The sequence below is a fragment of the Bariatricus sp. SGI.154 genome (assembly GCF_050313795.1).
Taxonomy (GTDB): domain Bacteria; phylum Bacillota; class Clostridia; order Lachnospirales; family Lachnospiraceae; genus CAMBRQ01.
Genome location: NZ_JBNPMC010000043.1, coordinates 1 through 22,239, shown reverse-complemented (window position 1 = coordinate 22,239; position 22,239 = coordinate 1). Strand labels below are relative to the sequence as shown.

20 protein-coding genes are annotated in these 22,239 nt (G+C 40.3%); all 20 read left to right on the top strand.

Annotated elements, in window-relative coordinates; all coding sequences use genetic code 11:
- Positions 1-61: 61 nt before the first annotated feature.
- The 20 genes from ACQRBN_RS15095 (at position 62) to ACQRBN_RS15000 (ending at position 22,230) form a co-directional block, all read left to right on the top strand.
- Positions 62-307 carry an excisionase gene (locus ACQRBN_RS15095; protein WP_427739857.1) on the top strand — a complete coding sequence of 82 codons (246 nt, stop codon included), beginning with the start codon at positions 62-64 and terminating at the stop codon, positions 305-307.
- On the top strand, positions 304-513 hold the full coding sequence (locus ACQRBN_RS15090; RefSeq protein ID WP_427739856.1) for an excisionase: 210 nt from the start codon (positions 304-306) through the stop codon (positions 511-513). The genes ACQRBN_RS15095 and ACQRBN_RS15090 overlap by 4 nt, the downstream gene beginning before the upstream one ends.
- Positions 514-1,788 carry a tyrosine-type recombinase/integrase gene (locus ACQRBN_RS15085; RefSeq protein WP_427739855.1) on the top strand — a complete coding sequence of 425 codons (1,275 nt, stop codon included), beginning with the start codon at positions 514-516 and terminating at the stop codon, positions 1,786-1,788. It abuts the gene before it with no gap.
- A 148-nt stretch (positions 1,789-1,936) separates the two neighbouring features.
- Positions 1,937-3,544, top strand: coding sequence for a hypothetical protein (locus ACQRBN_RS15080; protein ID WP_427739854.1), 1,608 nt, complete (start codon positions 1,937-1,939; stop codon positions 3,542-3,544).
- A 490-nt stretch (positions 3,545-4,034) separates the two neighbouring features.
- Positions 4,035-4,262, top strand: coding sequence for a helix-turn-helix domain-containing protein (locus tag ACQRBN_RS15075; protein ID WP_427739852.1), 228 nt, complete (start codon positions 4,035-4,037; stop codon positions 4,260-4,262).
- Positions 4,255-5,823, top strand: coding sequence for a type I restriction-modification system subunit M (locus tag ACQRBN_RS15070; RefSeq protein ID WP_427739851.1), 1,569 nt, complete (start codon positions 4,255-4,257; stop codon positions 5,821-5,823). The genes ACQRBN_RS15075 and ACQRBN_RS15070 overlap by 8 nt, the downstream gene beginning before the upstream one ends.
- Positions 5,820-6,041, top strand: coding sequence for a hypothetical protein (locus tag ACQRBN_RS15065; protein WP_021885192.1), 222 nt, complete (start codon positions 5,820-5,822; stop codon positions 6,039-6,041). Before ACQRBN_RS15070 ends, ACQRBN_RS15065 begins: the two co-directional genes overlap by 4 nt.
- Positions 6,034-7,884 carry a restriction endonuclease subunit S gene (locus ACQRBN_RS15060; RefSeq protein ID WP_427739849.1) on the top strand — a complete coding sequence of 617 codons (1,851 nt, stop codon included), beginning with the start codon at positions 6,034-6,036 and terminating at the stop codon, positions 7,882-7,884. The genes ACQRBN_RS15065 and ACQRBN_RS15060 overlap by 8 nt, the downstream gene beginning before the upstream one ends.
- 12 nt (positions 7,885-7,896) lie before the next feature.
- Complete coding sequence (locus ACQRBN_RS15055; protein WP_427739848.1) at positions 7,897-11,109, top strand: type I restriction endonuclease subunit R; 3,213 nt, start codon at positions 7,897-7,899, stop codon at positions 11,107-11,109.
- A 23-nt stretch (positions 11,110-11,132) separates the two neighbouring features.
- Positions 11,133-11,786, top strand: a complete 654-nt coding sequence (locus ACQRBN_RS15050; RefSeq protein ID WP_055238693.1) for a GIY-YIG nuclease family protein — start codon at positions 11,133-11,135, stop codon at positions 11,784-11,786.
- A gap of 30 nt (positions 11,787-11,816) precedes the next feature.
- Positions 11,817-13,211 carry an ATP-binding protein gene (locus ACQRBN_RS15045; RefSeq protein ID WP_427739847.1) on the top strand — a complete coding sequence of 465 codons (1,395 nt, stop codon included), beginning with the start codon at positions 11,817-11,819 and terminating at the stop codon, positions 13,209-13,211.
- Positions 13,212-13,537: 326 nt separating this feature from the next.
- Complete coding sequence (locus ACQRBN_RS15040; protein WP_427739846.1) at positions 13,538-13,936, top strand: single-stranded DNA-binding protein; 399 nt, start codon at positions 13,538-13,540, stop codon at positions 13,934-13,936.
- Between the two features lie 201 nt (positions 13,937-14,137).
- Positions 14,138-14,551 (top strand): DUF3847 domain-containing protein, encoded by a 414-nt coding sequence (locus ACQRBN_RS15035; protein ID WP_427739845.1) that lies wholly within the window; start codon positions 14,138-14,140, stop codon positions 14,549-14,551.
- Between the two features lie 3 nt (positions 14,552-14,554).
- A complete protein-coding gene (gene mobQ, locus ACQRBN_RS15030; protein ID WP_427739844.1) occupies positions 14,555-16,102 on the top strand; it encodes a MobQ family relaxase in 1,548 nt (515 codons plus the stop codon).
- A 12-nt stretch (positions 16,103-16,114) separates the two neighbouring features.
- On the top strand, positions 16,115-18,043 hold the full coding sequence (locus ACQRBN_RS15025) for an AAA family ATPase (protein WP_427739843.1): 1,929 nt from the start codon (positions 16,115-16,117) through the stop codon (positions 18,041-18,043).
- A gap of 116 nt (positions 18,044-18,159) precedes the next feature.
- Positions 18,160-18,363 carry an excisionase gene (locus ACQRBN_RS15020; protein WP_118030255.1) on the top strand — a complete coding sequence of 68 codons (204 nt, stop codon included), beginning with the start codon at positions 18,160-18,162 and terminating at the stop codon, positions 18,361-18,363.
- Positions 18,364-18,452: 89 nt separating this feature from the next.
- Positions 18,453-19,715: a tyrosine-type recombinase/integrase gene (locus ACQRBN_RS15015; protein ID WP_427739842.1), complete on the top strand. Its 1,263-nt coding sequence runs from the start codon at positions 18,453-18,455 to the stop codon at positions 19,713-19,715.
- A 160-nt stretch (positions 19,716-19,875) separates the two neighbouring features.
- A complete protein-coding gene (locus ACQRBN_RS15010; protein WP_427739841.1) occupies positions 19,876-20,346 on the top strand; it encodes a low molecular weight protein-tyrosine-phosphatase in 471 nt (156 codons plus the stop codon).
- Between the two features lie 133 nt (positions 20,347-20,479).
- Entirely contained in the window at positions 20,480-21,511 is a 1,032-nt protein-coding gene (locus tag ACQRBN_RS15005; RefSeq protein ID WP_427739840.1) for a 3-deoxy-7-phosphoheptulonate synthase, read from the top strand.
- Positions 21,512-21,690: 179 nt separating this feature from the next.
- Positions 21,691-22,230, top strand: coding sequence for a methylated-DNA--[protein]-cysteine S-methyltransferase (locus ACQRBN_RS15000; protein ID WP_427739839.1), 540 nt, complete (start codon positions 21,691-21,693; stop codon positions 22,228-22,230).
- Positions 22,231-22,239: the final 9 nt, after the last annotated feature.

The following is a 22,239-nucleotide window of genomic DNA, read 5'->3' as shown; positions in this document are numbered from 1 at the left end:
TTTAGAGTGATATATGTCATGACCTAAAAAGGTCGAAAAACCGGGAAAAGGAGGCCATGACATGAAGGAAACAAACCGGGTGGCAGGCAGCGGAAAGACCGTAATTCCGATTAGTGAAAAGTATATGCTGACTATAAAAGAGGCGTCAGAATATTTCAACATTGGGATCAAAAACATGAGAAAAATGGCGGAGCAGAACACTGGAGCCTATGCCATCTTTTTAGGAAACCGTTATCTGATCGTTCGTAAGAAATTTGAAGAATACATGGATTCATTGACTATGGGAGAGGAGGAAGAAACAGAATGAAGAAACCATCAGCCGAGCAGAAGGATATTCTGAATCAGGAGGAGGCAATTGTATATTTTGGACTCAGTAGGAGAAAGTTCTATAAACTTCTGAAAGAGGGGAAGAACACGCCCTTTATGGCAATGTACGGCAGCCGTAGGCTGATCATCCGTACCGAATTTGAAAAATATCTGGAAAAGCATCCAGAACTAAGGAGGCGGACATAAATGGCAAAAAGACCAGGCAACCGGCGTGATTCCAAGCACAGGGTTCTCCGCCGGGGAGAATCCATCCGTGCAGACGGGAAATACCAGTTTAAATATCATGTGAATGGGAAACCGCACTTTGTGTACAGTTGGCGGCTGGAGTCTACGGATAAACTTCCGTCCGGAAAGAAACCGTGCCTTTCCCTGCGGGAGTTGGAAAAGCAGATCGGTTACGATCTGGACACGCAGATGGACCCCGTTGGCAAGAATATAACGGTGGTAGAATTGGTGGAGCGCTACCTTAGAACCAAAACGGGAGTAAGGGATAGTACCCGCGCAGGCTACAGAACCGTGCAGCGCACATTAGAAAAAGAACCTTTCGGCGGAAAGAAAATATCTCAAGTAAAGGTATCCGATGCAAAGTTGTTTCTGATAAAGCTGCAGAGTGACGGCAAAGGATACAGTTCTATTCATTCAATCAGAGGTGTGTTACGACCTGCCTTCCAGATGGCGGTGGATGACGATGTTCTGCACAAGAACCCGTTTGGTTTTGAACTGGCTACGGTAATTGTCAACGACAGTGTAACAAGAGAGGCCATTACCAAAGAGCAGATGCGGAAGTTCCTGAAATTCATCCATGATGATAATGTTTACTGCAAGTATTATGAGGTGGCTTACATCCTGTTCCATACGGGGATGCGAATTTCGGAATTCTGTGGCCTGACGCTTAAGGATATTGATTTGGAGAACCGAATCATCAATATCGACCATCAGTTGCTCAGAACATCAGAAATGAAGTATGTGATTGAAGCCACAAAGACAAATGCCGGAACGAGGAAGCTGCCCATGACGGAAGATGTGTTTCGGTGCTTTCAGGCAATCATTGAGGATCGAGAAAAACCGAGATTTGAGAAGATGGTGGATGGGCATACGGGATTCCTTTTCACAGATAAGGACGGAATGCCCCTGGTGGCGATGCATTGGGAACACCGCTTTAATCACATGGTCAAGCGGTACAATGACATCTACCGGGTGCAGATTCCAAACATCACTCCCCACGTCTGCCGCCATACCTACTGCAGCAACATGGCGAAGTCAGGAATGAATCCAAAGACGCTCCAATACCTGATGGGGCATTCGGATATCGGCGTGACGCTGAATACCTACACGCATCTTGGATTGGAGGATGCTGCGGATGAATTGAAGCGGATGGAAGAACTGGCGTATGCAAGAAAAGAATTGGAGAAGGTCAAGGGAGAGAATCCGGTTTCGCAGAAAATGTTCCGGGCAATTTAATATAGAAAGAACACATGGCGCTCTGCTTCGGCAGGGCGTTTTTTCTGCATTCCCTACTCCCAAAATTCTGCGGTTTATGGTAGAATATTCGCAGTAGTAAAAGAAAGAATTTTAATATCTGCCATTTTGTAAAGGAAGTTAATAAAATATGGGATATGAATTTAAAGAGGCTGAAAAACCTAGCGATTGGCCTGCAAATGCACGTGAGGATATATTGGATGTTATATGTGATAAAGTTGAAGAATTTAGGAGAGAACCGTCATATAAAACACGAGAAGTATTACTGGCATTGCTATGTGAGCATGATTTAAACCAACATACTGGATATGGATGGGTAAGAGTGACGGAGTATGAAGTTGCTATTATAAATTATTTATATTTAGTGGGATCGATGTATCAGATAAACTCATTAAAGACTTATTTATACAACATAATAACAGAAACAACGAGACTAATAAAGATGACATCTTGGTGCAATCCGGTGTTGGGAATCAAAGACGAAGATTCTGCTCGAATTATGCCGTATGAGCAAGGACTTGAGCTTTCATTAAGGTTATATCATATTGCGTATCAGAAGTATACAATTGAAAAAAATGCTTCATTTGCGGAACAATTAGTTGAGGTTGTAACATCTGTATTAAATCTTAACACAACAGAAGAAGATATATCTTCTCTAGCCTATGCTTATTCGGCGATGTTGCATGATATAAGTAATATGCACGGAAGTAAAAAAGAAAGACTTTGGGAGTTCACACGTGAGGAACTTCGTATATTATTTGGTTTGGAAGCGAAATTGCTCAAAATGAATAATCAGTCACCGGTTGTACGTCCTACAAGGGGTGTTCTGATGATGCAGATTAGTAATTTTATATTAAAATCCAGACACAACTATAATGAAGATTATATTTGTAAATACCTTCCTAAAGAAGTGGCGAAAGCCAGCATAACAAACCATCAAATTTGGATGAAAAAAACAGAATTATTAAATGATGAAAGAGAGCAAAAAGTAATACCGGAGCTTTTTCAAGATACTTCTTGGATAAAATATGATTGGATAAAGAATATTGATTTTACGGCAACGAGAAACTATTATGTGTCTTGTTTTAGTAAAGCAGTGAACAGTAGTGAAATGCAAGATGGGTACGGAGATTGCTTATATGGATATAAAAATGACAGAATTGTGGATTTAATTGCTCCTATTGGAATAGCAAAATTAAAGAAAAAGGATGGAGCAGATAGTGATTTACCAGATACAATAGAACGACCTTATATTTCGCAAGTCATTACTTTCGATGTTATATATGATAAAGAAGAGGCAAAAAAAGAACTAGCTTATTTATTTGAAATTGTCGATATGTTTGAGATGGATGATTTGGATAAACGACAATTTTTGCAGGATATTCTCCAATATTGGATTTTATCTGTGAAGGATTATAAATGGCATGAAGAGAAAGAAAGACGGTATGTACTCTTCCTATATGATGATTATAACTATAAAGAAACTGAACTTGATGATACTTTTCTCAAAATAAAGACCTCTTTGTTTTTAACACCTGATTTTATAATTGGCAAAAACCCGGCCAGATGGGAAATAATGAGACAATTGGCTGCCAAAAGAAAGGCATTGTTTAGTAAGGAGTATTTGTTTTGTAAAGATTGTTTAATGCAGGATCATGATTCGGCAATTATGAAAATGCCTAAAGAATGTCCTGTATGTGGTTCGAAAAATTTAGAAATGGTTTATCATGAAGAGTAGTAAAACACCCCAATTCTTACTACGATTTTACTACGTTTCATGTCCTCAACTTGCCCCGTTTTGCCGCATTTTGCTTATTCTGTGACAAATTTAACAATCTTTAAGCAAAATTATAGTCGGCAAATCGCGGCAAAACAGGGCAGAATACGGCATTTTAGGAGGATTTTTGTTTATGATAAAAGTATTATTCGTTTGCCACGGCACTCTTTGAAAGCTTCTCCCAAAAGTCAGTAAAATCAAGGTCCGGAAGGCATAGGCAGCTGAAAAATAACCCGAAAATAACCCACGGGATTTTGTGTAGGTATTACATGTAAATATAGATGATGTTTGGGACGCAACATGATAGAAAAGCTGTAAGATTTTGAAAAGAGAAATCTTATGGCTTTTTTGCATGTTTAGTATTACAAATACAGTTTTGTATAGATTGAAAAATTCACGTTTTCGTGATACTCTATTCCTATATCTGTTGACAAAATAATGGAGGGATGACATGGCGGTCAGTTACAAAAAATTATTCCATTTACTGATAGAAAAAAATATGACGAATGCACAGTTGCAGCAGGAGGCTGGCTTCTCCGCAAATATCATCACACGGCTGAAACGTAATGGGTATATTTCCCTCGAAAGCGTAGAGAATATATGCCGTGTTCTGAACTGTGACGTTGACGATATTCTGGAATTTGTACCAGAGGATAACGGAGGAAAAGAGAATGGTTGATACCAAAAAGGAACAGGAACGTGATGAACTGCACCGTGCAATATGGGCGATTGCAGATGAATTGCGTGGAGCAGTTGATGGTTGGGACTTCAAAAATTATGTTCTTGGCACAATGTTCTATCGTTATATTTCCGAAAACCTGTGTAATTACATAAACAGCGGTGAGATTGATGCGGGCAATACGGATTTTGATTTTGCAAAAATGACGGATGAGGATGCAGAAGAAGCAAGAGAAGGACTGGTAGAGGAAAAAGGATTTTTTATCCTTCCGAGTGAACTTTTCTGTAATGTCCGTGCCAATGCTGCGAATGATGAAAACTTAAATGAAACACTGGAGCGTGTGTTCCGACATATCGAGGAATCAGCGAAGGGCAGTGAGGCAGAGAGCGACTTTGCCGGACTGTTCGATGACTATGATGTAAACAGCAATAAACTGGGTTCTACAGTTGCAAAGCGTAATGAAAAACTTGTAAAACTGCTGAATGGCGTAGGCGAAATGAATTTGGGAGATGTGAAAGACCATTCCATTGATGCCTTTGGTGATGCGTATGAGTACCTTATGACTATGTATGCATCGAATGCCGGAAAATCTGGTGGAGAGTTCTTTACTCCGGCAGATGTATCCGAATTACTCACACGTCTTGGAACTGTAGGGAAAACAGAAATCAATAAAGTATATGATCCGGCTTGTGGTTCAGGTTCATTGCTTCTGAAGGCTGAGAAAATTCTTGGCAAGGATGCTATCCGTAATGGCTTTTATGGGCAGGAGATCAATATCACAACCTATAATTTGTGCCGTATTAATATGTTTCTGCATGATGTAGGATTTGATAAATTTGATATAGCCTGTGAAGATACCTTACTTAGTCCGCAACATTGGGATGATGAGCCATTTGAGTTGATTGTGTCTAATCCACCTTATTCCATTAAATGGGCAGGAAATGATAATCCTCTGCTTATTAACGATCCACGATTTGCTCCGGCAGGAGTTCTGGCTCCGAAGAGTAAGGCTGATATGGCATTTATCATGCACAGTTTGTCATGGCTTGCGCCTAATGGAACAGCTGCCATTGTATGCTTTCCGGGAATTATGTATCGTGGTGGTGCAGAACAGAAAATCCGTAAATATCTGGTAGACAACAATTATGTGGATTGCATTATTCAGTTGCCAAGTAATCTGTTCTTCGGTACTTCGATTGCAACCTGTATTATGGTAATGAAAAAGAACAAGACAGACAACAAGACCCTGTTTATTGATGCCACAAGCGAGTGTGTGAAGGTTACTAACAATAATAAACTGACCCCAGAGAATATTGATCGTATTGTGGATGTGTTTGCCAAGCGTGAAGAAGTGGAGCATTTTGCACATCTGGCAAGCTATGAAGAAGTATCTGGTAATGATTATAATTTGTCTGTATCCACTTATGTTGAAGCCGAAGATACCAGAGAGAAAATTGACATCGTGAAGCTGAATGCAGAAATAAAAGAAATTGTTGCTCGTGAGCAAGTGCTTCGTGATGAGATTGATAAGATCATCGCAGAAATCGAGGTGAACTCATGAGTACAAAAGAATTAAAAGTGTCTTTTAATGCCCCGTTAAATGAACTTGACACGGAAGTGCAGACATATGGATGCAGAGCAAATAACCCAGATATATGTGCTAATAATTCCATTACAAATATTTGTGCTTTTACATCTGAAGATGGTATTTGTAGAAAGCCGTCTCGTGCATGGAAAAAACAATATCATAAATTAAGTGGAGGGCAGAAAAATGAGTAAAATTGATGATTTGATTCAAGAATTCTGTCCTGACGGAGTTGAATATAAACCAATAAAAAAATTGGCAGAAGTTGGAACTGGAAGCAGTAATGGCAATGAAGCACAGGAAGATGGAAAGTATCCATTTTTTATACGTTCACAAACAGTGAAAAGAAAAAACGAATGGGAATATGATGAAGAAGCAATTATTATACCTGGAGAAGGTGGGATTGGAGAAATATACCATTATGTGAATGGCAAATATGCTATTCATCAAAGGGTGTATCGTATACATTTTACTGATAATTCAGTCGATGTTAAGTTCGCTTATCATTATTTTCGCGCCTTTTTTAAGAACTTTATTATGCGTAAGGCTGTAAGTGCGACCGTGAAATCTATAAGAAAGCCTATGATAGAGGAGTTTATGCTCCCTGTACCTCCTCTGGAGGTACAACGTAAAATAGTCCATATTTTGGACTCTTTCACGTTACTTACAGCCGAGCTTACAGCCGAGCTTACAGCTCGGAAAAAACAGTATAGTTTTTACAGAGACACTTTAATACAAAAAGAGTGTAAATCTGAAAAAGTTAAGCTGAATACTGTTTGTGAAATTTATGACGGAACACATCAAACACCAAAATATACTAACGGTGGAATACCATTTGTGAGTGTAGAAAACATTGATGATTTGTATGGAACACAAAAATTCATTTCGACAGAAGCTTATGCGAAATATAAAATTAAACCCCGCATAGGTGATGTTTTTATGACAAGGATTACTGCAGGGATTATTGGAAAATGTACAGTAGTAGAGCGAAATGATGATTTAGCTTATTATGTTTCGCTGGCATTGTTGCGTCCAAATGCAGACATTCTTGATAGCAAATATTTGAAGTATTATTTGGAAAGTGGTTGGGGCAGAAGAGAATTAAGTAAATGGATATTGTGGGATGCAACACCTACAAAAATAAATAAGGATGATATTGGAAGAGTGCTTATTTCTGTTCCACCGCTTGATACGCAAAAAAGGTTGGTACAGGTAATCGAACATTTTGATGTTATTTGTACGGACTTGAATATTGGCTTGCCAGCCGAAATCGAAGCACGCCAGAAGCAATATGAATATTATCGAGATTTGCTCTTGACATTTGCTGAAACGGGCAGCACGCTCATGACAGACAGACAGACAGACAGACAGACAGACAGACAGACAGAGCTGAGCACAATTAAGCTCATTCAATATGTGTTTGGTTATGTTACGCTGCCAATGGGAAGTTTATTTGATTTCCGTAATGGACTGAGCAAGGGAAAGGATTTCTTTGGTTCAGGTATTCCTTTTATCCGATATACGGATGTTTATAATAACAGATTTCTTAAGGGAGAGGATATTACCGCACTGGTTGAATGCACTCCTGCAGAAATTGAAAAGTTGGGAGTTCACCGTGGAGATGTGTTTTTTACCAGAACGTCAGAGACAGCAGAAGATGTTGGTTGGTCATCGGTAATGCTTGATGATATTGGCGATTGTGTATTTAATGGATTTACGATTAAGGCAACTCCAAAAACAAATTATTTGTTGCCGGAATATTGTGCATTTTGCTTTGCTACGGAAGATTTCAGGAAGTATGTTACAAGCCATTGTGCATTTACAACCAGAGCATCCTTAACGGGAAAAACGATTGCAGAATATCAGCTTGTTATTCCGAGTATAGAAAAACAGCAGGAGATTGTAAATGTGTTGAATAAATTTCATAGCCTTTGCAATGACCTGTCCGCAGGACTTCCAGCAGAAATCGAAGCACGTCAGGAGCAATATGAATATTACAGGGATAAGCTGTTATCCTTTAAAGAATTACCAAAGTAAGGAGGCGAGAGTGTGCCGTACTTTAATATTATAGCGGAGACATCGGAGAATACCGTTGTCACAGAATATGAGCCAGTCAAGAAACGTTCTGATAGTTACCAGAGCGAAGCAGAACTGGAACAGGAGTTTATCCGTCTGCTCTGTGAACAGGGATATGAATATCTGCCTATTCACACGGAGAAAGACCTGATTGCCAATCTCCGTAAAAAATTAGAGGAACTGAATAACTATCAGTTTTCAGACACAGAATGGGATGATTTCTTCAAAAATGCCGTTGCTAATCCCAATGAGCATATCGTGGAAAAGACCCGGAAGATACAGGAGGATAATGTACAAGTCTTGACCCGTGATGACGGTTCTTCCAAGAATATTACACTCATAGATAAAAAGAATATCCATAATAACAGGCTGCAGGTCATCAATCAATATGTGGTTGGCACAGAGAATGGTGCGAAGCATGACAATCGCTATGATGTTACAGTATTGGTAAACGGTCTGCCTCTTGTGCATATTGAACTGAAACGCAGAGGTGTTGCCATCCGTGAGGCTTTCAACCAGATTAACCGCTACCAGAGGGATTCCTTCTGGGCAGGATGCGGACTGTATGAGTACATTCAGATTTTTGTCATTTCCAATGGTACAAATACAAAGTATTATTCTAACAGCACCAGACGGAATGCGGAAAAGGAGCATGAGAAACGGGGAGCAAGTAAGACCAAGACCAGTAACAGTTTTGAGTTTACTTGTTTCTGGGCAGATGCCAATAACCGTGTAATTCCTGATCTGATTGATTTTACAAAGACTTTTTTTGCAAAGCATACGATTCTGAATATCCTTACGAAATACTGTATTTTTACATCAGAAGATATGCTGATGGTCATGCGTCCATACCAGATTACGGCTACGGAGCGAATTCTCAATCGTATTGAAATTGCTAATAATTATAAGAAGTACGGCAGTGTTGAGGGTGGTGGTTATATCTGGCATACTACAGGTTCCGGCAAGACGCTGACTTCGTTCAAGACGGCAAGACTGGCATCAAAGTTGCCTTATATTGACAAGGTGCTGTTTGTAGTTGACCGAAAGGATCTGGACTACCAGACCATGAAAGAATATGATCGTTTTGAAAAAGGGGCAGCCAACAGCAACACCTCGACTGCTATATTAAAACGGCAGTTGGAAGATCCGGACGCACACATCATTATAACTACAATCCAGAAACTGGCTACCTTTATAAAAAAGAATCCGGGGCATGAAGTGTATACGAAACATATCGTTATTATTTTCGATGAGTGCCACCGTAGTCAGTTTGGGGATATGCACACTGCGATTGTAAAGAATTTCAAGAAATATCATCTGTTTGGATTTACAGGAACACCGATTTTCTCTGTTAATTCCGGCAGAGCCAAGAATCCAGAGTTCTTTACTACAGGTCAGACTTTTGGAGATCAGCTCCACAGTTATACGATTGTGGATGCTATTAATGATAAAAATGTTCTTCCATTCCGGGTGGATTATATTAAAACGGTGGATGTGGAGGAAGAAATCACAGATGAGATGGTCTGGGACATCAACCGTGAAAAGGTTATGATGGCTCCTGAACGTATTCGAATTGTAACACAGTACATACTGGAACATTTTGACCAGAAGACTTATCGTGGGGATAAAACATATATATATAATACGCTGACTAATATTGCAGAAGTGGCTTCTGCTAAACGGGATGAGGTAGAGGAAATCAAGCAGAAACAGCGTATCAGTGGTTTTAATTCCATTTTTGCAGTATCAAGCGTTCCGATGGCAAAACTGTATTATCAGGAATTTAAGAAGCAGATGGCAGCAGACCCGACCAAGAAGCTTCGAGTTGCAACCATTTTCAGTTATGGTGCAAATGAGGAAGAATCAGATGGTATTCTGGATGAAGAAAATTCAGAGGATACCTCTGCCCTTGATCAGCCATCCAGAGAATTTCTGGAAGAAGCTATTGACGATTATAATAAAATGTTCCATACGAATTACGATACCTCAAGTGATAAATTCCAAAATTACTATAAAGATGTGTCGCTTCGTATGAAAAACAAGGAGCTGGATATTCTGATCGTAGTAAATATGTTCCTTACAGGTTTTGATGCCACAACTATGAATACGTTGTGGGTAGACAAGAATTTGAAAATGCACGGATTGATACAGGCATTTTCCCGTACCAACCGTATTCTGAATTCTATCAAGACCTTTGGAAATATTGTATGTTTCCGAAATCTGCAAAAGCGTGTGGATAGTGCTATTTCCCTGTTTGGAGACAAGAATGCCGGAGGAATTGTTCTATTGCAGAGCTTTAAGGATTATTATTACGGATATGAATCTGTAGATGGCAAGTCAATGCCAGGATATGTGGATATGGTGGAAGATTTGAACAATAAGTTTCCTCTGTCAGACCCACAGATTGTCAGAGAGCAGAATCAGAAGGATTTTATTGCTTTGTTTGGTGCGATTCTTCGTATGAGAAATCTCCTGCTTTCCTTTGACGAGTTCAAGGGGAATGAGCTGATTTCCGAACGTGATTTACAGGATTATCTTGGTCGTTATCAGGACTTACGTGATGAGTGGAAACGCAAGCGTCAGGAAAGTACGGATATTACAGATGATGTAGTATTTGAGATTGAACTGATCCGGCAAATAGAAATTAACATCGATTATATTCTCATGCTCGTAAAGAAGTACCATGATACCCATTGCGAAGACAAGGAAGTTCTGATTACCATTAATAAGGCGATTGATGCCAGCCCGGAACTGCGTAGCAAGAAACAGCTTATTGAAACTTTTATTGCAGGAATCAACGATGTGGATGATGTCATGAATGAATGGCACGAGTTTGTGGTGGAACAGCGTGACCATGACCTTAATGCGATTATCACAGAAGAAAAGCTAAAACCAGAAGATACACGGAAGTTTATGGAAAATGCGTTCCGTGACGGAGAAATAAAAACAGCCGGAACGGATATAGATAAACTTATGCCACCGATTTCACGATTTGGCGGTGGTGGCAGAGCCAAGAAGAAACAAGGTGTCATTGACAAACTGAAGTCTTTCTTTGAAAAGTATTTTGGTATCGGTGGTTCGTCTACATTTACTGAGCCAGAGCATAAGAAAGTGAAGTATAGTCTTGATGAGCAGAATACATTGTCTATGGTTGCGGAATCTAAAATGCCATATGGAAATGAATAAAATGTAGGGAGAGTGTGTTTGCAATGAGTAAAGGAGTAATTTACATACTGACTAATCCATCATTCCCTGATTATGTGAAAATAGGATATGCAAAAGATTTAGAAAAGAGAATGAAGCAACTAAATCGAAGTGAAACTATTCCATTTGCATTTCGTGCATATGCTGTATATGAAGTGGAATCAAATCTGACAGATCTTGTTTTGCATGATTTGATTGATAAATTGAATCCAGATTTAAGATCAATAGAAAATTTTGATGGAAAAGAGAGAAAAAGAGAATTTTATGCCATGAGCCCGGAAGATGCCTATGACTTACTAGACAGTATTGCAAAAATCAGTGGAACAGAAGAACGATTGAAGAAAATGGCACCAGAGGGACATGAAATTTTGGATGAGGAAACAGCTGCAGAAGTCGCAAAAGAAAGTAGGCGTGGACCATTCAGATTTAGTAAATATGGCATTCCTCAGAATGCTGAATTGGTTTTTATTAATGATGCATCGGTGGTTGTGAAGGTCATTGACGATAGGCATATTGCTTATAAAGGAGTTACGACATCTTTATCAGCATTAGCACAGCAGTTGTTGGAATATGATTATCAGGTACAGGGAACTGCATATTTTAGCTATCAGGGGGAAAAACTAACAGATCTTAGAGAACGAATGGAAAGCAAGAAATAACACGTTGATTGCAGAAAGTTGGTGGAAAGCTTGGATATAAAACAATTAATCGGTGAAGCAACTGAATATGATAAAAAGCTAACTTTGGAAGCGAAGAAACCAAAGAGTTGGTGTAAAAGCGTAAGTGCTTTTGCAAATACACTTGGTGGAGCATTAATCTTTGGAATAGCCGACAATGATGAAATTGTAGGACTTGAGAATCCGAATAGTGATGCTGAAAAAATAAGTGAAATCATTAAGACAAGGATGAATCCAATTCCAGAATTTCGTCTTCGATTTGAACAGGTCGAAGATGGAAAAGTATTAATTATACTGGATATTTTTAAAGGTGAAGAGACACCGTACTATTATTCGGGTGATGGTGTGCTGGAAGCATATGTCCGTGTTGGAAACGAGAGTGTGAAAGCGACATCAACGGAATTGAAAAGACTGGTATTGCGCGGTAGAAATACATCTTATGATTCACAGATTTCTACGTATAAAGTGGAAGATTTTGCCTTTTCCAAACTCCGGGAAAGATATAAAAAATGGACAGGAAATAGTTTTGATGAGAAGGATCTTGTATCATTTGGTCTGGCGAATGAGCAAGGATATCTAACAAATGCCGGAGCCTTGGTTGCAGATGAAAGCCCTATCCGATGGTCAAGACTGTTTTGTACCCGGTGGAATGGACTAAACAAAAGTGGTGGTACAATAGATGCATTTGACGATGCAGAATATTCTGGAAGTGTATTGTCCTTGATTGATAATGGAGAAGCATTTATTAAGAGAAATGCGAAATTAATGTGGCGCAAGACTGCTAATTCTAGAGAAGAAATGCCGGAATATGTAGAACGTAGTTATCATGAAGCATTGGTTAATGCATTGGCGCATAGAGATTATCTTGTGAATGGCAGTGAAGTGCATATTGATATTTACGATGATCGTATGGAAATTTATTCGCCGGGAGGCATGCCAGACGGTTCCATTATTCAGGACAGAGATCCGCTTACTGTTCCGTCAACGAGAAGAAACCCGGTTTTGGCAGATATATTTAATCGGCTAGGATATATGGAACGTAAAGGTAGTGGATTCGGAAAGATTATCGGTGGCTATGAATTTCAGATTAATTATGATGAAAGTAAAAAGCCGTCTTTTAGATCAGATCGGTACCAGTTTACAGTTGTGATGCCAAATTTAAATTACAATGTCCCTCAGGATGTCCCTCGGAATGTCCCTCGGAATGTCCCTCAGAAAAAAGAGACCAATCCGTTGGAAATCCAAATATTGAATATGATAAAAAAGGACAATAAAATCAGTACAGAAAAAATGGCAATGACGTTAGGAATAAGTTCCAAGACTGTAAAACGTCACATCAAAGATATAGGTATTGTTCGATTTGTTGGTCGTGGTTCCAATGGGCACTGGGAAATAATTGATGATTAGAAATACAATTTAATATCATGCATAGCAAAGCTATAAGATTTCAAAAATGGACTCTTATAGCTATTTTTTTGTGCAAAAATAAAAAATTATTCTCCAACACCCTGTAAAAACACCGTTCTTCTTTTGTATATGTGAGAGACAAAAACAAAAAAATAAAATTTTTTGCATTTGCCCACTGTATTTTACCCTCTGAGCGTTTCGTTATATGAGGGCGTAAAAAAGAAAGTCTGATGCAGTGGCAAAGAAATTGTTTTCATGCTCTCGATTGAATTCAGGCCTGATTCATATGGAACAAGTAAATCAGAACAAAAAAGGAGGAAGATGCGATGAACAAAGTGATTTTAATGGGACGGCTTACAAAAGCTCCGGAGATTAAATATTTGCAGGATGATAACAAAACTGCAATGGCGAGATATACGTTAGCGGTTGACCGAAGATATGGAAAAGACCGGGAAAGGAAAGCAGATTTTATTTCCTGCGTGACGTTCGGAAAGAATGCAGAATTTGCAGAAAGCTATTTGAAAAAAGGAACCAAGATCGTCATCAGCGGAAATATCCGCACGGGGAGTTATACGGACAGCGAAGGAGTGAAAAGATACATCAGCAATGTTGTTGTGGAAGAACATTTTTTTGCTGAAAGCAAGAAAGCATCCGATACAGATTTCAAAGATGAGAAAGATGGATTTATGAGTGTACCGGAAAATGAGGAGCTGCCGTTTGAGTAGACAGATCTCTGAAGCTTAAGCGGAAGAGCGCACTTATATACTTTAGCAAGTATGTGCGTCCTCCGGAAGGGTACTTCTTTCTGGAAGCTATTCCAAAAGAAGTTTTCGGATTGCATCCGGTGAAGGGGGTATCCCTTCCGGCATAGATGCCTAACCCATAAAAAGAAACATGAAAAGAGAAATAACAGGAGGAAGTTGATTATGGCAAAAAAAGAAAATTTTCAGGAATATGTAACACGTACACAAAATGAAATCGCAGGGATTGAATCGAAAATCGAAGCGGAAGAATTGAAAAAACTGCAATTAGAACACAAGATGCAGCGATTGCAGAATGTTACAGAATATAAGGTGAATAAATCGAAAAAAGCGAGAGTGAGTCGCCTGATTACAAGGGGAGCTGCGATTGAATGTATTTGCAAAGATGTGGAATTGCTTGATAAAGCAGAGTTCTTTCTTCTGGCAGAAAAGATTTTCTCGGATCCGGTTCTTTGTGATGAGATTGCAAAAATGGTTGTTGGAAGAAGAGATCGTATAGAAGCAGGAGAAGCAGAACTTCAAAGCACCATTGAAAACTTAAAAGAAGCTGGATATTGGAAGTCCAGCAGAAAGGAGTAGGAGATGGCAAGCTATCATTTTCATTTAACACAGGTGAAGAGAAGCAGAGGACAGTCCGTGATTGCTCAGGCTGCATATCGCGCAGGAGAAAAGCTTTACAGTACCTACTATGGAGAATCCAGTGATTTTACAAGAAAACGTGGCGTGGTCATGGCAGAAATTTGTCTGCCGGACCATGCACCCAGGGAATATGCTGACAGGGAAACTTTGTGGAATGCGTTGGAATGGGCAGAGTCCGGAAGAAAAGCACAGCTGGCTCACAGCTTTGATATTACGCTCATGAACGAGTTTTCCATGGAAGAAAACATTGAAATGGCACGAGCATTTGTCCAGGAAGAACTGGTGTCCAGAGGCATGATTGCCGATTTTGCAATTCATGATCCAGTGCGGCCGAAAGGTGCAGAACCTAATCCACATATCCACATCTTAGTTCCGATCCGTCCTCTGAAGGAAGATGGAACCTGGGGGATAAAAGAAAAGAAGATATCGGTGATGGATGAGCAGGGGAATCCGGTTTTGGATAAAAATGGAAAACAGGCATACCGTGCAGTATCCACAACCGGATGGAGTAGCAAGGAGATGCTGATCTATCTGCGAAAAAACTGGGAAAATCGGTGCAATGAAAAGTTTAAAGAAAAAGGATTATCTGTTCGGGTCGATGCACGTTCTTTCAAAGAACGGGGAATTGACCGAATCCCGATGATTCATGAAGGACCACATGTACGCGCAATGGAAGCAAAAGGAATCCGGACTGCATTAGGAAATCTGAACCGGCTGATCAGTCAGTTTAATCAGATAGGTATGGAAATCACAGTGCTGAAATCTTGGATATCAGAAAAAATATATGAACTGAAAAGGCAGATGCATTATGTGCAGAAGCCAACGCTGGCCGGGTATTTGCAGCAATATTATAACGAGAGAAACCGAGTGGCAAGAACCTATCAATATGGAAGTCAGAAAGCAATGAATACAAATCTGAAACAGCTTGCAGAGACGATTGCATTTTTGTCAGATGAAAATATTGATACACCAGAAGAACTGGAACAGCGGATTCAGGAACTGAGCAGCCGAGGGCATGATTTGCAATACGATCTTGATGAGGCGGACAGTTTGATTCAGGAGATGAAGAAGTTGATAAAGGCATGGGATGATTATGAGACATTTCGACCGGTTTATGAAGAGTATAAAAACAAATTTTTCGGCAAGGAAAAATTTAAAAAGGAGCATGCAAAAGAACTGAATCGGTACCACAGAGGGAAAAGAATCGTCATGGGAAACAGGAATGCAGAAGGAAAAGTGCCGGTTTCCAATTGGAAAAAGTATCTGAAAAATGCAACGGAGGAGAAAGAAACTTTAGAAGCGGAGAAAAAGGAAGTTCTGGAAAAGCTTCGGCCATTGCAGAAAGTACAAAGATCCGTTGATCTGGTAATGATGGAGATAGAAGATCAGCCAGATCCAGAGAATTTGCTTGCAGAAGAAAAAACAGCATGCAGAGATCAGATTCAAAAGAAAGATAGAGTAAAGAAAAAATCATATGGAGTGGAATTATAGGAGGAACAGAAAATGCCAAGATATACAGAAGAACAGATAGCAAGAGCAAATGAAACAGATCTGGTTTCTTTTCTGAGGGCCAGAGGGGAAAAACTGAAGAGATCAGGAAAAGAATATCGATGGATGAAGCATGACAGTCTGACAGTCGATCATAATGAGTGGTATCGCTTTAGCGGAAGTAAAGGAGGACATCCCATTGATTTTTTAATGGAATTTTATAATATGTCATTTCCGGAAGCTGTAAAATCATTAATCAATGAATCACCTGGCGAAGATAAACAGGAAGTCAAGAAAATGGAACAGGAGGATGCAGGCAGCCATGAAGGCTGCCCCATCCCCTCAGAAAAAGCGAAATTGCAACTTCCAAAAGTATATGAAAACAATGAAAGAGTAAGGGAGTATCTGACAAAGGAAAGAAAGATCTCTGAAAAGATTATTGACCAGATGTTTGCAGAAGGGAAAATTTACGAAGATGCGGTAAAGCACAACGTGATATTTATTGGTTGCGATCCGAAAGGAACAGTTCGTTATGCAGGCATAAGAGGAACGAAAGAAAAATACCGGGGAGATGCACCGGGATCGGAAAAGGCATATGGATTTAGCCACACGGGTACAGATGATACGTTATTTGTCTTTGAAGCACCGATCGATCTGCTTTCTTTTCTGAGCGCCACAGGAGATGGATGGGAAACCCATCACTACATTTCATTGGGCGGAGTCAGCGAAAAAGCGTTGATGCAGTATCTTGCAGATCATAAAAATATCCGAAAGATTTTTCTTTGCCTGGATAATGATACTGCCGGGAATGCCGCTTGTGAGAAGCTTGCAGAAAAAATCCCTGACGATAAGATGGTGATGCGATTAAGACCAGTAAAGAAAGACTGGAATGAATGTCTGACAGCAGGAATTGATAGAAAAGATATGGCAGAGGAAATCCCTTTGAAGAAGAAACAAGTACAGGAAGAAAATCCAATCCCAGTCATAAAAATGTCAGACGTGGAAGAAAAAGTAGTGCAGTGGTTATGGTATCCATTTATCCCATTTGGAAAAGTAACTCTGATTCAGGGAAATCCGGGAAAAGGAAAAACATGGCTTGCAATGGCACTTTGTGCATATTGTACAGCAGGAAGAGAACTTCCAAATGCTCTTCCAATCGAGCCATTCAATGTCTTTTACCAAACCGCAGAGGACGGTGTCGGAGATACGATCAAGCCAAGACTTGCAAAATGTGGAGCAGATATGACGAGAGTCCGTTTTATCAATGAGGAAGAAAAGCAACTTTCCATGACAGATGAAAGGATTGAAAAGGCAATCAGGCAGAATAATGTAAGGCTGATGATCATGGATCCGATACAGGCCTATCTGGGAGCTAATGTGGATATGAACAGAGCCAATGAGATCCGGCCGTTGTTTCGCAATCTTAGTAATATAGCAGAACGTACAGGATGCGCCATTGTGTTGATTGGTCATTTGAACAAAGCATCAGGAGTGCAGAGCGATTATCGTACACTGGGATCTGTGGATATCGCTGCGGCGGTCAGAAGTATTTTATTTGTAGAAAAAGTTGAGAAAGAGAAAAGCCAGGATATCCGCGTGGTCTATCAGCAAAAGGATTCCTTGGCGAAAAAGGAAAATCCGGTAGCATTTTCTCTGAGCGATGACGGGCTTGTCTGGATGGGAGAATATGACATTTCCATTGATGATCTGCTTGCCGGAAATACCGGAACAAAGAAAGAGACGAAACTGGAAAAAGCCAAAAAGCTTATTCTTGAATTGCTGGGAAAACGGAAAATGATGTGCCTGGAAGAACTGGAAGCAGAGCTGCAGGCATATGAAATTTCGGCAAGAACTGGAAGAGATGCGAGAAAAGATTTAGAGAATCAGTTAATCTATGGATGGTATCAAAGCAGAAAGACAATTTCACTGAAAAAAGATTCTTAAGCAGTTACATTGGCAAAAAAGGCATTGGCAGTGGCAATGCGTATAGAGCCACTTGCCTGCCGCCAATGTCAGAGGAACTTACATAAAAGAAAAATGATGCGAGAGGAGATGAGCAGATGAGTAATTATGAAATACCATACTGGAAGAAATATACATTATCTATTGAAGAAGCAGCGGCATATTTCCGTATTGGAGAAGGAAAGCTTCGCAAGTTAGTGAGCGAAAATCCAAATGCAGAATATCTGTTGTGGAACGGAAACCGCGTGCAGATTAAGAGAGAAAGATTTGAACGATTTGTAGATACACTTAGTGCAATATAAAAAACAAAGAAAAAAAAGAAGGAGGTGTTCGAGGTGGAGGTTACATGATATACTAACAATATCATGTTGCGTCCCCTTGGAGGTAGAATATGATTTCAAAGAGACGTGATGATAAAGGAAGAGTTCTTCAACAGGGAGAATGGCAGGAACCAAGTGGAAGATATCGTTATAAATACACAGATTCACTTGGAAAGCGAAAAATATTATATAGTTGGAGATTAACAGAATCGGATAAGATGCCGGAAGGAAGAAGAGCCGATGCTTCTCTGCGAGAGAAAGAGCGTAAAGTACAGTCTTTACAGATGCAGGGAATCACTGGTAGCAAGTTGACAGTGCTTGAACTGGTGGAAAGATATCTTTCATTAAAAACAGGAGTAAAGCACAATACATTAGCAAACTATAATTTTGTCGTAAATGTACTGAAAAAAGAAGAGTTTTCTCATAAGAAGGTGGATGACGTTAAGCTGTCTGATGCGAAGATATTTCTGATTAAGCTTCAGAGAGATGGACGAGGATACAGTTCAATTCATTCGATCAGAGGCGTGTTAAGACCGGCATTTCAGATGGCTGTAGATGATGATCTGATTCTTAAGAATCCATTTGGATTTGAACTTGGTACGATACTAGTCAATGACAGTCAGAAGAGAGAAGCAGTTTCCTTAGAGGACGAGACAAGATTCCTGGAATTTGTAAAGAATGATCCACACTATAACCGTTACTATGATGCATTTTATATTTTGTTTAAAACTGGGCTTAGAATTTCAGAGTTTTGTGGGCTTACCGTGCGAGATCTGGATTTCAAGAATGAAGTGATACGAATTGATCATCAATTGCAGAGAACCAGAGATATGAAGTATGAGATTGTATCCACAAAAACGACAAGCGGAACCAGATTACTGCCTATGGAAGAAGATGTGAAAGATGCATTCCTTCGTATTCTGAAGAATCGCAAAAAGACGAAGAAAGAGCCAACAGTGGATGGATATGGGGGATTTTTGTTCCTGGATAAGAATGGGAATCCAATGGTTGCACTTCACTGGGAAAAGTATATGCAGCATGCAAGAGAGAAGTACAACAAAGAACATTTGTTACAATTACCCTTGATTACCCCGCACATCTGCAGGCATTCATATTGTACAAATATGGCAAATTCCGGAATGAATCCAAAGACTCTGCAATATCTGATGGGACACTCAGATGTATCCGTGACGCTTAATATTTACACGCATACCGGCTATGACGATGCGAAGAAAGAACTTGCCAGGTTGAAAGAAGCAAAGAAAGAACTGGATAAAAACCGGTTTGTAACCCAAAAGCATGCACAAATAACTCCAGAAAGCCTTATTTCGTAAGGCTTTCTGGACACGAAAAATAACCCATTTATAACCAAAATGCCCGGAAAAACATGAGAAAATGCAAGAATTTATGAGAAAAAAAGCCGTTTTAGAAAAATGTATATAAATGCTGAAAAGCCAGTATTTACAAGGCTTTGAGAAGATATAAGGAGATAAAATGAGCAAGATAAAAGTGTTATTCATCTGCCACGGCAACATCTGCCGCAGCCCCATGGCAGAATTCGTATTCCGCGACATGGTTCAAAAAAGAAACCTAGGTGCTCAATTCCACATCGCTTCAGCTGCCACAAGCACTGAAGAACTTGGCAACCCCGTCCACCACGGAACCGTCAGGAAACTCAGAGAACACGGTATCAGCACCGAAGGCAAATATGCCGTACAACTCAGAAAAAAGGATTACCAGACCTACGATTACATCATCGGTATGGAATACCGCAATATCCGCAACATAGATAGAATCATCGGATCAGATTCGGAACATAAAGTATATAAACTTCTGGATTTTTCCGAGAACCCAAGGGACATTGCGGACCCGTGGTATACGGGCAATTTCGACCGTACTTATGACGATATTGTAGAAGGATGCGAGGGTTTCCTTGCCTATCTGATCAGCGAAGGAATCATATAGTGTGCTGACGCGTTGAAATCAAGATGATGGAGTCCTGTGGCAAATGGGATGCCAGAAGTGACCTATTGACAATCGGCGCAAATTATTATATTAAATAATAAGACAAAAGTGAAATTAATCCGGAGGAAGAGATATGTCAATGAAAATCAATCATGAGTTGCCGCTGCCAGACGTATTAAAGTCTGAGTATCCGCTTTCTGATAATGTCAAGAAAATAAAGCAAAAAAGAGATGCCGAGATTCGGGATATATTTACAGGAAAATCTGATAAATTCGTACTTCTTGTAGGTCCATGCTCGGCAGATAACGAAGAGTCTGTATGTGAGTATGTAAGACGGCTGAAAGAAGTCTCAGATAAAGTATCGGATAAGTTGATGATTATCCCTAGAGTCTATACTAATAAGCCGCGTACAACCGGAGACGGATATAAGGGAATGCTGCATCAGCCAGACCCGGAGAAAGCGCCGGATCTTCTGGCGGGAATTATTGCAATCCGCAAACTACATATTCGCGTTATGGAAGAGACGGGACTATCCACGGCGGATGAGATGTTATATCCGGAGAATAGAAGTTATCTGGATGACGTATTATCTTATGAAGCAGTTGGTGCGCGTTCGGTAGAGAATCAGCAGCATCGACTGACTGCAAGTGGAATGGATATTCCAGTGGGAATGAAGAATCCAACCAGTGGAGATCTGGCAGTCATGCTGAATTCCGTTACGGCGGCACAGCACCCACATCGCTTTATTTACCGTGGATGTGACGTGGAGACCAGCGGAAATGAACTGGCACATACGATCTTAAGAGGCGGTGTGGATAAATACGGTAAGAATATTCCGAACTACCATTATGAGGATCTTGCACGTCTTGCACAGATGTATGCAGCAAGGGATCTAAAGAATCCGGCTGTTATCGTGGATGTCAATCATTCGAATTCCAGCAAGATGCATAGAGAGCAGATTCGTATTGTCAGCGAAGTGCTTCACAGCAGGAAGTATAATCCTGAGTTGAAGAAACTGGTGAAGGGCGTTATGATCGAAAGTTACCTGGTGGAAGGCAGGCAGGATATCTGTGAGAATCTTGTGTATGGACAGTCGATTACCGATCCGTGTCTTGGATGGGAAGATACCAAGAGGCTGATCTACGATATTGCGGAGAAGTGTTAGGGTAGTAAGAGTAAAACTTGCAGAGTCCCTGCGAGTAAGTAGAACTGGTTATAAGATGTTCATGGGGCAATCCAATCAAGGGTTGCCCTTTTGGTTACTCAGGCATTCGAAGAGAACTGCAAGTGGCAGGTTCTGTAGGTGTATCTATCGGTGTATATGAATAAGGAAAGGTAATGATTATGTACTATTCAACAATATATATGTCTCCTGTGGGGCAGTTGACTCTGGCAAGCGATGGCAGCAGTCTGGTTGGTCTTTGGATTGAAGGACAGAAATATTTCGGGATGACAGTTGGGGAAGAGATGGTGATGAGGGATGATCTTCCTGTATTCACAGACGTGAAACACTGGCTGGATCGATATTTTCAAGGCAAGAAGCCATCAATATCAGAACTGCCTCTGACACCAATAGGCAGCGAGTTCCGCCAGACTATCTGGTCAATCCTCTGCGAGATTCCATATGGCAAGACCATCACCTACGGCGAACTTGCGAAAGAAGCCGCAAAGCGGCTGCACAAAGAGAAGATATCCGCGCAGGCAGCAGGCGGTGCGGTAGGGCATAATCCCATATCCATTATCATTCCCTGCCACCGAGTGGTCGGGACGAATGGCAGTCTGACGGGATATGCAGGTGGTCTTGATGTGAAAGTGTATTTGCTTGAGCATGAAAGAGTAGATATGTCAGGCATGTTTGTGCCAAAAAGGGACAGGGCAAATTGAAAAAGGGAC

Excerpts from the sequence above, each read along its gene's own strand:
- ACQRBN_RS15095 (WP_427739857.1), top strand. The coding sequence starts at position 62 with ATGAAGGAAACAAACCGGGTGGCAGGCAGCGGAAAGACCGTAATTCCG.
- ACQRBN_RS15090 (WP_427739856.1), top strand. The coding sequence starts at position 304 with ATGAAGAAACCATCAGCCGAGCAGAAGGATATTCTGAATCAGGAGGAG.
- ACQRBN_RS15085 (WP_427739855.1), top strand. The coding sequence starts at position 514 with ATGGCAAAAAGACCAGGCAACCGGCGTGATTCCAAGCACAGGGTTCTC.
- ACQRBN_RS15080 (WP_427739854.1), top strand. The coding sequence starts at position 1,937 with ATGGGATATGAATTTAAAGAGGCTGAAAAACCTAGCGATTGGCCTGCA.
- ACQRBN_RS15075 (WP_427739852.1), top strand. The coding sequence starts at position 4,035 with ATGGCGGTCAGTTACAAAAAATTATTCCATTTACTGATAGAAAAAAAT.
- ACQRBN_RS15070 (WP_427739851.1), top strand. The coding sequence starts at position 4,255 with ATGGTTGATACCAAAAAGGAACAGGAACGTGATGAACTGCACCGTGCA.
- ACQRBN_RS15065 (WP_021885192.1), top strand. The coding sequence starts at position 5,820 with ATGAGTACAAAAGAATTAAAAGTGTCTTTTAATGCCCCGTTAAATGAA.
- ACQRBN_RS15060 (WP_427739849.1), top strand. The coding sequence starts at position 6,034 with ATGAGTAAAATTGATGATTTGATTCAAGAATTCTGTCCTGACGGAGTT.
- ACQRBN_RS15050 (WP_055238693.1), top strand. The coding sequence starts at position 11,133 with ATGAGTAAAGGAGTAATTTACATACTGACTAATCCATCATTCCCTGAT.
- ACQRBN_RS15040 (WP_427739846.1), top strand. The coding sequence starts at position 13,538 with ATGAACAAAGTGATTTTAATGGGACGGCTTACAAAAGCTCCGGAGATT.
- ACQRBN_RS15035 (WP_427739845.1), top strand. The coding sequence starts at position 14,138 with ATGGCAAAAAAAGAAAATTTTCAGGAATATGTAACACGTACACAAAAT.
- mobQ (WP_427739844.1), top strand. The coding sequence starts at position 14,555 with ATGGCAAGCTATCATTTTCATTTAACACAGGTGAAGAGAAGCAGAGGA.
- ACQRBN_RS15025 (WP_427739843.1), top strand. The coding sequence starts at position 16,115 with ATGCCAAGATATACAGAAGAACAGATAGCAAGAGCAAATGAAACAGAT.
- ACQRBN_RS15020 (WP_118030255.1), top strand. The coding sequence starts at position 18,160 with ATGAGTAATTATGAAATACCATACTGGAAGAAATATACATTATCTATT.
- ACQRBN_RS15015 (WP_427739842.1), top strand. The coding sequence starts at position 18,453 with ATGATTTCAAAGAGACGTGATGATAAAGGAAGAGTTCTTCAACAGGGA.
- ACQRBN_RS15010 (WP_427739841.1), top strand. The coding sequence starts at position 19,876 with ATGAGCAAGATAAAAGTGTTATTCATCTGCCACGGCAACATCTGCCGC.
- ACQRBN_RS15005 (WP_427739840.1), top strand. The coding sequence starts at position 20,480 with ATGTCAATGAAAATCAATCATGAGTTGCCGCTGCCAGACGTATTAAAG.
- ACQRBN_RS15000 (WP_427739839.1), top strand. The coding sequence starts at position 21,691 with ATGTACTATTCAACAATATATATGTCTCCTGTGGGGCAGTTGACTCTG.